10 protein-coding genes are annotated in these 14,602 nt (G+C 62.8%); 7 read left to right on the top strand and 3 right to left on the bottom strand.

Annotated features, from left to right (window positions below):
- The first annotated feature begins 18 nt into the window (after window positions 1-18).
- The gene (locus LJE63_05850) at window positions 19-1,833 is read left to right on the top strand and encodes an acyl-CoA dehydrogenase (protein MCG6906132.1); all 1,815 of its coding nucleotides are present in this window, start codon (window positions 19-21) and stop codon (window positions 1,831-1,833) included.
- A 98-nt stretch (window positions 1,834-1,931) separates the two neighbouring features.
- Here LJE63_05850 and LJE63_05845 read toward each other — a convergent pair whose 3' ends face one another.
- Complete coding sequence (locus LJE63_05845) at window positions 1,932-3,626, bottom strand: long-chain fatty acid--CoA ligase (GenBank protein ID MCG6906131.1); 1,695 nt, start codon at window positions 3,624-3,626, stop codon at window positions 1,932-1,934.
- 350 nt (window positions 3,627-3,976) lie between these two features.
- Between LJE63_05845 and LJE63_05840 the strand changes: the two genes are divergently transcribed.
- The 4 genes from LJE63_05840 (at window position 3,977) to LJE63_05825 (ending at window position 8,758) form a co-directional block, all read left to right on the top strand.
- A complete protein-coding gene (locus LJE63_05840) occupies window positions 3,977-6,088 on the top strand; it encodes a (Fe-S)-binding protein (protein MCG6906130.1) in 2,112 nt (703 codons plus the stop codon).
- A 107-nt stretch (window positions 6,089-6,195) separates the two neighbouring features.
- Window positions 6,196-6,987 (top strand): electron transfer flavoprotein subunit beta/FixA family protein, encoded by a 792-nt coding sequence (locus LJE63_05835; GenBank protein ID MCG6906129.1) that lies wholly within the window; start codon window positions 6,196-6,198, stop codon window positions 6,985-6,987.
- Window positions 6,987-7,961, top strand: coding sequence for an electron transfer flavoprotein subunit alpha/FixB family protein (locus LJE63_05830; GenBank protein MCG6906128.1), 975 nt, complete (start codon window positions 6,987-6,989; stop codon window positions 7,959-7,961). The genes LJE63_05835 and LJE63_05830 overlap by 1 nt, the downstream gene beginning before the upstream one ends.
- A 245-nt stretch (window positions 7,962-8,206) precedes the next feature.
- Complete coding sequence (locus tag LJE63_05825; protein ID MCG6906127.1) at window positions 8,207-8,758, top strand: ferritin; 552 nt, start codon at window positions 8,207-8,209, stop codon at window positions 8,756-8,758.
- Window positions 8,759-8,944: 186 nt separating this feature from the next.
- On the opposite strand, the gene LJE63_05820 is transcribed toward LJE63_05825, so the two are convergent.
- Both LJE63_05820 and LJE63_05815 read right to left on the bottom strand, forming a co-directional pair.
- Complete coding sequence (locus LJE63_05820) at window positions 8,945-10,339, bottom strand: sigma-54 dependent transcriptional regulator (GenBank protein ID MCG6906126.1); 1,395 nt, start codon at window positions 10,337-10,339, stop codon at window positions 8,945-8,947.
- A complete protein-coding gene (locus tag LJE63_05815; GenBank protein ID MCG6906125.1) occupies window positions 10,336-12,141 on the bottom strand; it encodes a PAS domain S-box protein in 1,806 nt (601 codons plus the stop codon). Before LJE63_05815 ends, LJE63_05820 begins: the two co-directional genes overlap by 4 nt.
- 466 nt (window positions 12,142-12,607) lie before the next feature.
- On the opposite strand from LJE63_05815, the gene LJE63_05810 reads away from it, so the two are divergent.
- Together LJE63_05810 and LJE63_05805 are read left to right on the top strand one after the other, a co-directional pair.
- Window positions 12,608-14,017: a hypothetical protein gene (locus tag LJE63_05810; GenBank protein ID MCG6906124.1), complete on the top strand. Its 1,410-nt coding sequence runs from the start codon at window positions 12,608-12,610 to the stop codon at window positions 14,015-14,017.
- Window positions 14,014-14,562 carry a hypothetical protein gene (locus LJE63_05805; GenBank protein ID MCG6906123.1) on the top strand — a complete coding sequence of 183 codons (549 nt, stop codon included), beginning with the start codon at window positions 14,014-14,016 and terminating at the stop codon, window positions 14,560-14,562. The genes LJE63_05810 and LJE63_05805 overlap by 4 nt, the downstream gene beginning before the upstream one ends.
- Window positions 14,563-14,602: the final 40 nt, after the last annotated feature.

Raw genomic sequence — 14,602 nt, 5'->3', positions numbered from 1 at the left:
ATCAAGGAGACTGGCATCATGGCACAGGTAATTGCGGATCGCAGGGATGTTGATTTTGTGCTTCACGAGCAGCTTCAGGTGGCGCAACTGAGCCAACATGAACGCTACGCCGAGTTCACCAAGAAAACCGTCGACATGATCGTCTCGGAGGCGCGCAACTTCGCCATCAAGGAAGTCCTGCCGACCCAGAAAATCGGGGACGTCGAGGGCTGCAGGCTGGAAAACGGTCAGGTTGCCGTTCCGGAGAGCTTTCACCGGCCCTACGCGTTGTTTCGGGAAGGGGAATGGCTGGCCATGTCCGAAGACCCCGAGTGGGGCGGCCAGGGCATGCCCAAAACCGTGGCGCTGGCGGCCAGCGACTACCTCAACGGCGCCAACTACGCCCTCATGATGTATGCGGGCTTGACCCACGGCGCCGGCAAACTGATCGAGGCTTTCGGCACCCCGGAGCAGAAGCGGCTTTTTTTGCGCAATATGTATTCGGGTAAGTGGACCGGCACCATGCTGCTGACCGAGCCGGAGGCCGGCTCGGATGTCGGCGCGCTGACCACCACGGCGGTCAAAAACGACGACGGCACTTACACGATCAGCGGCAACAAGATTTTCATCTCCAGCGGTGAGCACGACCTGGCCGAGAACATCATCCACCCCGTGCTCGCCCGCATCGAGGGCGCCCCGGCCGGCACCAAGGGCATCTCGCTTTTTATCGTCCCCAAGCTGTGGGTCAACCCGGACGGCAGCCTGGGGGACTTCAACGATGTCGTTTGCACCGGCATCGAGGAGAAAATGGGCATCCACGGCAATGTCACCTGTTCGATTGCCCTGGGCAGCAAGGGGCGTTGCCGCGGGCTGTTGCTGGGCGAAGAAAACAAGGGCATGAGCGAGATGTTTCTGATGATGAACGAGGCCCGCCTGCTGGTTGGCCTGCAGGGCTTCGCTTGCGCCTCGAGTTCCTACTTAAACGCGCTCAATTACGCCCGCGAGCGGGTTCAGGGCAAAAACCTGCTGCAGATGCGCGACCCCGCCGCCCCCTCGGTGCCCATCATCCAGCACCCCGATGTGCGGCGGATGCTGGTCAAGATGAAAGCCTACGTCGAGGGCATGCGCAGCCTGCTCTACTTCGTGGCCTTCTGCGAAGACAAGATCCACACCAGCGACGACCCCGCCGAAAAAGACAAGTACCAAGGGCTGATCGAGGTGCTGACCCCGGTGGCCAAGGGCTACGTCACCGACCGGGCCTTCGAGGTCTGCAGCGACGGGATGCAGGTCTACGGCGGATACGGCTACATCCGCGAATACCCCCAGGAGCAGCTTCTGCGGGATTGCCGGATCACCCTGATCTACGAGGGGACCAACGGCATCCAGGCCATGGATCTGCTGGGCCGCAAGCTCGGCATGAACAAAGGCAAGCCGGTCATGGACCTGCTGGGAGAAATGAACACGGCCATCGCGGCCGCCAAGGCCACCGCCGGCCTGGAGGCTTTTGCCGCGCGCGTTGAAAAGGCGGTCAACAAGCTGGGCGAGGTGGGAATGTACATGGGCGCGACGGCCATGTCGCCCAAGGTGATGAGCGCCTTTGCCGCCGCGCATCCCTTCCTGGAGGTGACCGGCGACGTCGTCATGGCTTGGATGCTGCTGTGGCGCGCCACCATCGCCGCGCGCCAACTGGCCGGGGCCAAGAAGAAGGACGCCGCCTTCTATGAGGGTCAGATCAAAAGTGCGGATTATTTCATCAACGCCATCCTGCCCATCACCACCGGCAAGATGATCGCCATTCTAAACGGCTGTTCGGCCGCGGTGGAAATTTCCGAAGACGCCTTCGGCGGCAAGTAGCCGGCGGCCGCGCCGGCACCGCAGCAAACCCCCGGCCGCCGGGGGTGCGGCATTTCCAAGGAAAACCAGCGGGCGGGGGTCCCTCTCCCCCGCCCGCCTCACTTTGAAGCGGTTTTTAGCACTTCGGCCCGCAGTTCCTTCTTCAAAATTTTTCCCACGTTGGTCTTGGGCAGTTCGCCGCGGACTTCGATCGATGTCGGCCATTTGTAGCGCGCCAGCTTGTTTTGGCAGAAGGCCAGGAGCTCCTCGGTTCTGGCGGTCTCCCCGGCTTTGAGGACCACGAAAACCTTGACCTGCTCCCCGCGGGTGGGGTGCGGAACACCGATCGCGGTGGCTTCCAGGACCTTGGGATGCTCGAAGAAAACCTCCTCGATATCCCGCGGGTAGACGTTGAAACCGCTGGAGATGATCATGTCCTTTTTCCGGTCGACGATGTAGAAGTAGCCGTCTGGGTCCATCTTGGCGATGTCGCCGGTGTGCAGCCAGCCGTCGCTGAGGACTTCCGCGGTTTCCTCGGGGCGGTTCCAGTAGCCTTTCATCACCTGCGGGCCCTTGATCAGCAGCTCGCCGGTTTCCCCGGCCGGCAGATCGGTGGCGCCATCGTTGATGTCGACGATGCGACAGGCGGTATCCGGGATGGGGACGCCGATGCTGCCGATCTTGCGGGTGCCGCGAAAGGGGTTGACGTGGGTGACCGGGGTGGTTTCGGTCAGGCCGTAGCCTTCGACGATGATGGCGCCGGTCTTTTTCTCGAAATCGCTGATAACCTCCACCGGCAGGGGCGCACTGCCGGAGAAGCAGCCCTTGATGGAGGTCAGGTCGGTCTTGGCGACGTCGGGGTGGTTGAGGATGCCGATGTACATGGTGGGCACCAGCGGCGCGAATGTCGGGCGATACTTGCGGATCGCTTCCAGCAGCTGCTGGGGCTGGGGTTTGGGCACCAAAATATTGCCCCAGCCCATGTAAATGGCCAGGTTCATGGCGGTGGAGAGCCCGAAAACGTGAAAAAAGGGCAGGGCCCCCAGCATGGTTTCACCCCCGGCGTCGAAGCCGGGGAACCAGGCCTTGAGCTGCTGGACCTGCTTGCTCAGGTTGCCGTGGGTCAGCATGACGCCTTTTGAAACCCCGGTGGTGCCGCCGGTGTACTGGTACATGGCGATGTCCTCGAAGGCCAGCGCCACTTGCGGCGGCGGCGGGGTCGCAGCGGCCAGCAGGGATTTCCAGCGGTGGAGGTTTTCGGCCGGAGCCACATCGGCGGCGAGCTTTTTCTTCTTGGCCACCAGGGGAAAGAGAAGGTTTTTGGGAAACGGCAGGTAATCCCCGAGGGTGGTGTAGATGATTTCGCGGATGCCGGTCTTGGCGCGCAGGGCCACCATCCGGTTGGCCAGCAGATCCAAGGTGACCAGCGCCCTGGCGCCGGAATCGTTGAACTGGTGCTCGAGCTCGCGGTCCGAGTAGAGGGGGTTGTTCATCACGACAACGGCCCCCAGCTTGAGGATGCCGAAGTAGGCGGCCACGCATGGGATGGTGTTGGGCAGCAGGATGGCCACACTGTCGCCGCGCCCGATGCCCAAGGCATGCAGGCTGGCGGCAAACCGATCGACCATCGCGTTGAGCTGCCGGAAGGTGATCCGGTAGCCCTGGAAGACAAGCGCCGTGCGCTCCGGATAGTGTGCCGCGGTCTGCTCCAAAAACCCGGGCAGGCAGGTCTCTTCGTAGTCGATGGTCGCGGGGACCCCTTGTTCGTAGTGGGACAACCACGGGGCTTGCAGGGAGCGGCTGTGTTGCGTCACGGGAGCCTCCTTTTTTGTTTGTTCAAGACCCTGATTCATGTTATGGTCACCCTTCGGCCGAAAGCGGCCACCCTCAATCGGATATCCGAAAAATACGCATGAAATAAACCAGTTGCCAAATATTTGGGCCGCGGACGGTCCTTTGCCGGAACGCTATCCCCGGCATGGGCAGGACCGTGCTGCCGGGCCCACCCGCCGGCAGCGGGGGCGGCCGCAGCGGCGTATTTTTGCCTTGACAGCCGGGCTTTCTGCGGCTAATTGATGAATGAATACTCATTCATTTTTATTAACACAGTTTCAATAATTTTCAAAGGTTTAACTCAACCAAGAAGGGAGACGGAAAAAAAGAGATGGAGACAGTCCTGATTCCCCCGGCCCAGGCCACATTTCTGGGCATCCCCACGGTGGTTTTTTCCCTGCTGATCCCTGTCGTCGGGGTCGCCGTTTTCACCTATATCATGGCCAAAAGGCTCGCCCCCCTGGTCAAATCCCAGGCGGATCCGCGTTTTGACCGGATCCCCGAGCGGATCGCCAATCTCCTCAAAATCGGCTTCGGCCAATACCGTCAGCCCCGCTACATGATGGGCGGCGTTTTGCACATCCTGGTCTTCGCCGGCTTTATCATCCTATCGATCCGCTCGATTTCGCTGGTGGTCATCGGTCTTGACCCGGATTTCGTGGTACCCGGTTTCGGCGGCCGGATGGGCGATGTCTACAATGTCCTCAAGGACTATGCGGCCACCGCGGTGTTTCTCGCCGTGGTGATCGCCGCCGTGCGGCGGGGGATTTTCCGGCCCGAGCGCTACGCCGTTCCGGTCCGCTACGGCAAGGATCACACCGCCGAGGCGGTTCTGGTCCTGGGGCTGATCGCCACCCTGATGGTCTCCGAAAGCCTCTTTGAGGCCACCGCCGTGGCCGCCCGGGTGCAGCAGGACCTCCACGCCGAATTCCTCGCCCCGGGGACACTGGTCTGGTTCCTTAAAAACATGCTGCACGACACCCCCCCCCACCGGCTGCAGGGGCTGCATCTGGCGGCTTACTACATCCATGACCTGACGTTTTTCTTTTTCCTCTGTTTTTTGCCGCTGGGCAAGCATTTTCACGTGATCACCTCGCTGCCCAACACCTTTTTCATGCGCTTGGAGAAGGGCAACGTCAAACCCGTGCGCCACGGGGTGAGCGCCGCAAAGCTCGACGAGCTGCCCTCCTTCGGGGTCAAAACCTACAAAGATTTCACCTGGAAGCATATTCTCGACTTCTACTCCTGCGCGGACTGCGGCCGGTGCTCCGACCAGTGCCCGGCCAATGCCGTCAGGCGCCCCCTCTCGCCGCGTTTCATCTCCATCAAGGGGCGCGACTTCGCCTTCAAACACTACCCCCTGCGGGGCGCGTTTCTCAAGGCCGATGAACCCTTGATCGGCAGCATCTACAGCGAAGATGAGATCTGGTCGTGCACCACCTGCGGCGCCTGCGAGGAGGAGTGTCCCCTGGGGATCGAGTACATCGACAAGATCGTCGATCTGCGCCGTGGGATGGTTGACGAGGGGATGGTGCCCCAATCGCTTCAAAAGCCCCTGCGGGCCCTGGAAAAACGCGGCAACCCCTGGGGTAAGATGGAAAAGAAGCGGGCCGATTGGACCAAGGACCTGCCGGCCGGGCTCGATGTGCCGGTTCTGGACGGCAGCCGCAACGGGGTCGGGGTCCTCTATTTCGTCGACAGCTTCACCTCCTACGATGACCGCATGCAGGCCATCGGGCGGGCCACCGCCAAGATTTTGAGTGCGGCCGGGATCGACTTCGGCATCCTGGGCAAGGACGAAAAGGACAGCGGCCATGAGATCCGCCGTTTCGGCGAGGAAATGCTCTTCCAGGACATGCGCGACCAGAACACCGCGGCCATTCAGGCCGCCGGAGTGAAACGCATCGTGACCTCCGACCCCCACGCATACAACGCCCTCAAACACGACTACCGCGACCTGCCGCCGGTGGAACACATCAGCCAGATCATCGTCCGCGCGGTCGCTGGCGGCAAGCTGCAGCTCCGGCCCCTGGCGGACCCCGGAAAACTCTACACCTACCATGACCCCTGCTATCTTGGGCGCCACAATGGCCTCTACGACGACCCGCGGCGGGTGCTGGACGCCATTCCGGGGCTGCGACGGGTGGAGATGCTCAAGAGCCGCGACCGGTCTTTCTGCTGCGGCGGCGGCGGGTTGAACCTCTTCTACGAACCCGAGGAGGAGCAGCGCATGGGCGTGATGCGGGTGGAGATGGCCAAGAAAGCCGGGGCCGCGGTGATCGTCACCGCCTGCCCCTTCTGCCTGGCCAATATCGAGGATGCCATCAAGGTGGCCGGGCTTGAAGGCCAGCTGGAAGCCATCGACCTCTGTGAACTGGTCGAGCGTCAGATGTTAGGCGACCAGCCGGCGGCGGTGCAAAACGCCGCGGCGGCTGCCGCCTGAACGCCGCCTGCCGGGGGCTGCGGCCGCGATGACCTTGCCCTTGCGCCCAGCTTGCCGGATGACCTTACGCAACGGATTTGGAACAACATCAACCTTGGAGGGAAAACATGGAAATTCTGGTTTGTGTGAAACGGGTGCCCGACACCGCCGAAAACGAGATCGCGGTGAACAAGGCCGGAACGGACATCGACCGTGACGACCTGGTCTATTCCGTCAACGAGTGGGACAACTACGCCGTGGAAGAGGCCATTCAGATCCGCGACAAGGTGGGCGGCACGGTGACGGTGGTGTCGGTGGGAGATGATGAGGCCGAAGAGGTGGTGCGCCGCGAGATGGCCATGGGGGCCGATAACGGTCTGCTGCTCTGCGATGACGCTTTCACAGGCTCCGACGGCAAGGGGCTGGCCACGATTTTGAAAGCGGCTGTCGAAAAGGGCAACTTCGATTTGATCCTCACCGGCGCCCAGGCCGACGACGGCGCCGGGCAGGTGGGCGGCATGCTGGCGGCCATGCTGGACTGGCCGTATGCCTCGCTGGTCAACCTGGTGGAGATTATCGATGACAAGAAGATCAAGGTGGGGCGCGAGATTGCCGGCGGCAACCAGGAGATGAACGAGATGGACCTGCCCTGCGTGCTCTCGATTCAGACGGGGATCAACGAGCCGCGCTACGTGGGTATCCGGGGCATTCGCAAGGTGGCCTCGGTGGAGATCCCGGTGAAGGGCGCCGCCGATCTGGGGCTTGCCGCTGACGCGGCGGGCAAGGCCGGCGCCAAGGTCGACCGGCTGGACTACTTCGTGCCGGAACTGGGCGAAGGGGCCGAAATGCTGGAGGGCAGCACCGAGGAAATCATCGAGAAGCTGGTTGAAATACTCAAGGCCAAAGGAGGGATAAAATAATGGCGCAACAGATATTTGCATATATCCTGCACAAGGACGGGGTGGTGGACGATTCGGCCCAGGAGTTGATCGTTGCCGCCCGCAAACTGGATCCCGAGGCCGCGGTGACGGCCGTGGTGGGTGGTGCCGGCGAGCAGCTGGCCCAGGCCTGCCAGCAGGCAGCGGCGATTTATCCCGAGGTCTGGAAGATCGACAACCCCGCGCTGGCCTACATCAACGCCGAGGTGATCCGGCCGATGCTGGCCCGGATCATCCCCGCCGGGGCGATCACCCTGGTGCCCCACGAGCATTTCGGGATGGACCTGGCCCCCGGGCTGTCCATCAAGCTGAATGCCGCCTACCTGCCGGATGTGGTGGGCTTTGAGGGGGTCGAAGGCGGCAGGCTCAGGGCGGTGCGCGAGGAGTTTTCCGGTCAGGTGAGCACCCACGTGAACTGTGATCTGAGCGGGGGGGCGGTGATCACGGTGCGCCCCGGCGCCTTTCAGCCCCAGGAAGGCCAGGCGGCCGGCGGGCAGGTGGTGGATAAAAGCGGCGAGGCCGGTGCTGCGGAGCCGCGGCGGCGCTACCTGGAGACGGTGGCTGCCGAGGTCGGCGATGTGGACATCACCAAGTCCGAGATCCTGGTCTCCGTGGGGCGGGGGATCGAGGACCAGGACAACCTCGAACTCATCCACGAACTGGCCGAGGCGGTCGGCGGCGAAGTTTCCTGCTCACGGCCCATCGTGGACGCCAAGTGGCTCGAAAAAGCCCGCCAGGTGGGCACCTCGGGTCAGACGGTGAAACCCAAGGTCTACCTGGCGCTGGGTATCAGCGGGTCGTTTCAGCACATGGGCGGCATCAAGGGGGCGCCCTTTATGGTGGCCGTCAACAAGAATCCCAAGGCACCGATCTTCCAGGCGGCTGACGTCGGGGTGGTGGCCGATATCCTCGAATTCGTTCCCGAGCTGACCGAAAAGATCAAAGAAAGCAGGTAACGCGATACACCCCGGGGGTTTTCAAAACCCCCGGGGTGACGCTTGACGCGAAACGGCGGGCTTAGGCTTGGAAACAGGCTGGCCCGCCGTTTTGCGCTTTCGGGCCCGGCCCTTGTCAGAGATTGTCCGGATTTCAGGTCGGGCGGCACGCTTGTTTTTCCGCGCTGCAGTGATTAGTGTTGCGGTGCGAGCCGAGGAATCCCTGTAAGCCAACTTTAACCCAGATTTGCAAAGGAGAAGTTGCGATGCTCAGCGCTAAGATGAGAACCGAGCTCAACGAGCAGGTAAACCGTGAAATGTATTCCGCCTATCTCTACATGGCGATGTCGGTGCACTCCGAAACACTCGGCCTGAAAGGCTTCGCCAACTGGTTCATGGCCCAGTACCATGAAGAGATGTACCACGCGATGAAGATCTACGAATACATCCTGCGCCAGGGCGGTGAAGTCCACCTGAAGGCCATCGAGGAGCCCCCCCGCGATTTTGCCTCCCCCCTGGACATGTTCGAGAAAACCCTCAAACACGAACAGTTCGTCACCCGGTCCATCAACAACCTGATGGACACCGCCATATCCGAGAAGGATCACGCCACCCAGATCTTTCTGCAGTGGTTTGTGACCGAGCAGGTGGAGGAGGAGGAAAACGACAACGAGATCATCGCCCAGCTCAAACGGGTGGAGGGCCATCCGCACGGGATGATGATGATCGACCGCGATTTGGCCCAGCGGGCGGTGACGGTGCCGCTGGACTTCAGCAAGGGCGTCGCGGCGCAGGCCAAAGCCGCGGGCGGGGACTGAACCCCGCCGCGGCGGTCGCTTCGCTCCCCCGGCAGTCCGCCGGCTCTGCTGCAGTGAGTCAGCCAGGCGGCCGGGCTCTCTGACCATATCTAGCCTGCGGCTGGCGTTTCCTGAAATGCCTACCCACGGTCCGGCTTCTTTCGAGTTGCCGGGCCATTTTTTTTACGGTCCCTCGCAAGGGCCCTCTCAGGTGATGCCGAGTTTTTTGCGGCGATAGCGGAAGGTGTGGTGGTTCATCCGGAGCAATTTGGCGGCCCGGCTTTCATTGCCCTCCGCCATCCGCAGGGCCTCCCGGATGTAGTGGCCTTCGGCGGCGCTCAGCACCGCCGACAGGTCAAGGCCCTCCGGCGGCAGGGGGGCAATATGAGGCGCTGTGTCCCCCGCCGCAACCCCCTGCATCCCCATGGCGTTCTCCGGTGCAAGGCCCAGATCGGCCGGCGTGATCTGGGGGCCTTGGGCCGTCAGGGCCGCGCGCTCGATCCGGTTTTTCAACTCGCGGACATTCCCCGCCCAGTGGTGGGTCAGAACGGCTTCCCGGGCCTCGGCGGTCAGGCCGGTCAGGGAGCGCTTGAATTTTCGACTGAAGGCATCCAGAAAGTAGTTGGCCAGCGGCATGATCCCGTCGCGCCGGTCGTTCAGCGAAGGCACCCTGACTTGGATCACCCCCAAACGGTAGAAGAGATCCTTGCGGAAACGCCCGGCGGCCATCATTTTTTCCAGATCCTGGTTGGTGGCCGAAACCAGCCGGGTCTTGACCCGGACCGGGCGGGTGCCGCCGAGACGGTAAAACTGTCCGTTTTCCAGAAATCGCAGCAGCTTCGCCTGGGATTCCAGGCTCAGGTCGCCGATTTCATCCAGGAAGAGGGTGCCGTTTTCGGCCTCCTCGATCAGCCCCTTTTTGCCGCTGGGACTGGCGCCGCTGAAGGCGCCCTTTTCGTAGCCGAAAAGCTCGCTTTCGATCAGCTCGCGCGGAATGGCGGCACAGTTCACGGTGATCAGGGCGTGGGCGAAGTTGGGGCTGCGGTAATGGACCGCCTGGGCGATCAGTTCCTTGCCGGTTCCGGTTTCCCCCAGGATGAGGACCGGTGTGTCCGGGCTTTTGGCCACCCGTCCCACAAAGGCGATGACGTCCTGCAGGGCGTTGCTTTCAGTGATGAAAACCGGAAGGTTCTCCCGCAGATAGGTTTCCTGCAGGGTGCGGACCTCCTTGCGCAGCCGGATTTTTTCCAGCGCGTTGGTCACCGTGACTTCCAGGGTGTCCAGGTGCAGGGGTTTGGTGACGTAATCCTGAGCCCCGAGCTTCATGGCCGTCACCACCGTGTGGAGGTCCTCGAAGGCGGTCACGATGATCACCAGCACATCCGGGTGCTGGGCCTTGATCCGGCGCAGGGCCTCGATGCCGTTCATACCGGGAAGGCCGATATCCAGCAGCACGAGGTCCGGCGGCTGCTCGGGCATGGCCGCCAGGGCGCTTTCGGCGTCGGCAAAACCCGCCACCGCGTAAGTTTCTCCAAAGGCCATCGCGATACTCTCCCGCACGGCCGGCTCGTCATCGATGATAAACAGGCTGTAAGAGATCATGGCTTGCCGCCCCTCAGCGGCAGTTGGATGGTAAACCTGGCCCCGCCCAGCGGGCTGGCGGCGACGCTCAGGCTGCCCCCGTGATCCGAGATGATGCGGCGGCTCAGACTCAGACCGATGCCGGTGCTGACTTTTTTGGTGGTGAAAAAGGGGGTGAAAATCCGCTCCTCGTCACCGGCGGGAACTCCCGGCCCGCAATCATCGACCACCACCCGCAGAAAGTCGCCGGCCAAGGTCGAGGATACCCTGACGATCTTGGCGCCCTCCTGGTGTTTCATGGCCTCTGCGGCGTTGGTGATCAGGTTCAACATGACCTGCTCGATGAGCTGCGGGTCGGCCTGGCAGACGGGCAGATCCGGACTGAGCTGGCGTTCGATTTGGATGCCGCTCTTGCCCAGGGTGCTGGCGCAGAGCTTGAGCGCTTCCTCGACGGGGTGGTTGATTTGGGTGGCGGCCAACTTGGGGGTGGTGGGCCGTGAAAAATCGATGACGCGGCGGATGACGGTTTCGATTTTACCCGAGGCCGACTGGAGGCGTTCGATGATCTCCCGCACCCTCTCCTGGCAGTCGGGGCGGTCATGGATTTTTTCCAGGGTGTTGAGGTAGATGTTGATCCCGGAGAGCGGATTGCGGATCTCGTGGGCGATGCCGGCGGCCACGCGCCCCAGCGAGGCCATCTTGTCCTGGATGCGCAGGAGGTGCTCCATCTCGCGGGCGCGGGTGATATCCATGGCGTAAAACAAGAAGGCCTCACGTTCCAGGTACTCGATCCGGCTGACCCGGCAGAAGGCCCACTTGATCTCACCGCCCTTGGCGGGCGGCTTGTCGGGGTAGAAGCGGAAATCGATGTCCAGGACCGACTTTTGGCGGGATGTGATTTGTCCCTGGAAGTGGCGCACCTTTTCCACGTCTTCCGGGTGGACCAGCCGCATTTCCTGCAGTTTGAAGAGCTTGGGCAGCGAGGCGAACGCCCTTTTCTGCTCCGGGTTGCGGTAGACGACCTTGTTGTCCTGGAGAATGAAGATACCGGTCAGGGCGTTTTCCACCAGATTGCGGAACCGCGCCTCGCTGCGCTTGAGGGCCGCGCCTGTGCGGCGCCGGAGGGTTTTGAGATCCAGCTGGTAGAGGCCGAAGGCGATGTCCTGGGCCACGGCCTGGAAAAGATCCCGTTCGTTCGGGTCGGTCAGGGCTTCCGTGGGGGCGCCCACCGAGAGGATCCCAAAGGTCTTGTCCCGATAGGCCAGGCGGCTGGTCATGACGCTCCCCTGGGCGCACCCGTCGGTAAGCGGGCAGTTGCGGCAATCCATGCGGGGGGCTGCGATCAGGATCGGATTGGGGTGCGACAACGCGCGGCGGACGCAATCGGGCAGTTTGCCGCCGTTACGGAATCCCCCTCGCAGGGGCTCCAGCGAGGCCTGCAGGCCTTCTTGGGTCGTCAGGGCGCTCTGGTTGGCTTTGTCCAAAATGGCCGCCCAGGCGTGGCGGTAGCCGAAGTATTGTCGCAGATAGCTGCACACCGGCTGCAACAGCTCCTCCGGGTGGTTCACCTCCGCGACCAGGCGCGTGATCCGCCCCAGCGCCACCTGAATGCGGGCCAGGCGCGTGATCCGGCGTCGGTCGGCCGCCCTGTGAACAGCCCCCAGCCCGGCGCCGATCCCTATTAGACCGCCCACCAGCGCCGCCACCCCGTAGATGGCCAGACCGTCGAACCCGCTGTCAGCCGATCGCATGGCCCCCACCAGGAGGCAGAGAACAAAGGCCCCGCCCAAGAAAGCGCCAAGGCCGGTCAGGGCTTTTGGCATTCAGCCCTCCCTTTTGCTTCAGGTTTGCCGAGATATAGAATAAATTTTTAATAAAATTGGAAAAAATAATCAAGTCATCCGCCTCCTGAGTCGATCTTAGGGGCCATAGAGTCGCAACTGGCGGCTGCCCCCTCCTGGAGCGCCCGCCGCTGTGTTCTTTTCAGATAAACACTGACCAGGCGCATTTTTTCCGCTCACGGCCGCGTTTTTTGGCTGCCGTCTTGATACCCTCAACCGAAGGACGCCATTCGGCAATAGGTCGGTTTTTTCATCCGCAGCAATGCTTGCCGGTCACCCCTGCGCTTTGGCAGGCCGCCCCACCCTTTGGGAAGGCCTCGCTGGCGAAGGGCACACTTCAGGTCCGATTCTGTGGTTTCCGGCACAGCAGCCGCTGGGACACCCGGCGGGGTTCATCGCCCCTGCGGCCATAAGACACGACGCCTGCACTACTGGTCACAATCAGGAAATGGCTTCACACAAACACCTTCAGATCATCGTCGTCCACGATGACGAAATTCGCTTTGACGACGATCGGCCGGAGGCGATGCAAAGCACGTCGGCCACTCTCGGGTTGGCGGATTTTCTCGCTGGCCGCCCTTTTGCCGCGCTACCGGCCGCGGAAGCCGGTCCACGGGGGGTGCGTTTGCTGATCGTCCCGGACCACTGGTTGGGGCAGGCGGCATATGCCTTTCAGTCCCGCAAACGCAGCCTGGTGGAAGCTTTTACTCAACGGCAGCTGCTGGCGGCGCATCCCGAGCTCCCTTCGATCGCGGCCTTCTACGCCTACCGCTTCACCCGGGGAGAGGACGAAAATCAGCGCCTGACCGTCACCTACCTTCAGGAGCCGAAGGGCTACCAGCTTTACCAACGCCTCGAAGACAGTGGGTTTGCCCCCCACCTGATCACCACGCCCGCGCTGCTCTGGGAGTATGCCCTGCGAAGCAGCCTGGCCGGTTTTGCCGACGGCGGCCAATGCCTGATCCAGGTGGTCGGCCGGCGCTGCTTTTTTTATTTTTTCGTCGCCGGCTGGTTTCTGTTTTCCCGCGCCATCACCCTGCCGGATGGCGCCTCAGGCCCTGATGACCGTTTCGGGGTGCTGGTCTATGAACTCAACCAGAGCTTCTATCTTTTCGCCCAGAAGGCCAGGGCGGATGTCGCCCGAATTCATCTGGTCGCGCCCCACGCCGAGGACCCCACCCTGCTCACCGATCTGCTGGGGCGGGAGGTAAGGCCCCTGGTGCAGAGGGAGGCGGTTTATGCTCCCCGGGATTCGGATTCGCCCGTCGCCGGTTTCATGGCCCAGGCCCGCCATCTTCGCACCGGCTTTCGGGGCATTGCCCATCGACAATTGAAACGCGAGCTGGACTGGAAGCCGGTTCAGATCGCCGCGGCCGTGGTGGGGGCAGTCACGCTGCTGACCATTGCGGCTGAAAGCCTCTTCCTGCGGGGTTTCTATGCCAAAGGCGCGGGCAGGGATCTCCCGGTGGTGGTTTCGGATGCGTCGGCAGCCGAAACGTTGGCGGTTTTCAGCGACGCCCTGGCGTTCATCAGTGCTGAGGCCAGCAAGCCATCGGCGGCGGAAGCGGTGGCGCTCGTGATGCGCAGCCTGCCGGCCGCAACCCGAATCAAGACCCTGGCGCTGGCGATCGCGGAGCAGCCGGGGATGCGGCTTGAGGGTGTTATCACGGCTGCCGGACACGAAGCGTTCGAAGTGCAGTTGACGGCTTTTCTGGAGCGCCTAAGCCACGGGTTTGCCCTCCGCCCGCCGCTGGGCCTGCAGGATGTGGTCTGCCAGCCGGCCGAAAATGGGGTCGATGGCCCTGCTGCCGACGGGCAGCGCGCCTATGCCTTCAGGCTGGAGTTCGGTCTGCCATGAACGATCGTTTCACCAAACGCTGGCTGCTGGTGGTCGTGCTGTGGGGTGCGGCCGGGCTTTTGACCCTGGGCAACACGGCGGCCGTCAACCGCCTGGCGCCCTTGCAGACGGTGCGCGCGCAGGCCCGCATGGAGGCCGATTACTGCCGCCGGCAGGCGGCCCGGATTGCCGAGGTCGTCGCCAAGCACGAGGACCATTACCACGCGGTGGCCTCCGCGAACCTCGGCCTCCTGGCGGTCTGGGAAACGTTGCACGGGCTGGCGCTCAGCCAGGGCGTGAACCTTTCAAGGATCGAGACCGGGGCCGATCAGCCCCTGTCGGAGGCCGGGGTCCCCCTTGCCCTGCGGCTGGCAGGGCCCCTGACGGCCGGGGCGGCCTTTCTGGCCCTCGTGGAGCGGCGTTGCCCTTATCTGCCGCTGGCGGCGGTCACGATCGCTGTCGATGGTGCCGGCGGCAGCGCGCAGTTCGACATCAGCCTGCACTACCGCTTTCGGGTGGTCGCGGCGCCTCAGGGCCCAGCCGCTTCCTCGGCCGATGCGATTTGAGCCTGCTGCGGTAAAATGCTGCCCCTGAGGAAGTCCATCT

Source organism: Desulfobacteraceae bacterium (genome assembly GCA_022340425.1).
Taxonomy (GTDB): Bacteria; Desulfobacterota; Desulfobacteria; order Desulfobacterales; family JAABRJ01; genus JAABRJ01.
The sequence above is the reverse complement of the archived record's forward strand: the minus strand, read 5'-3'. Positions and strand labels throughout refer to the sequence as shown.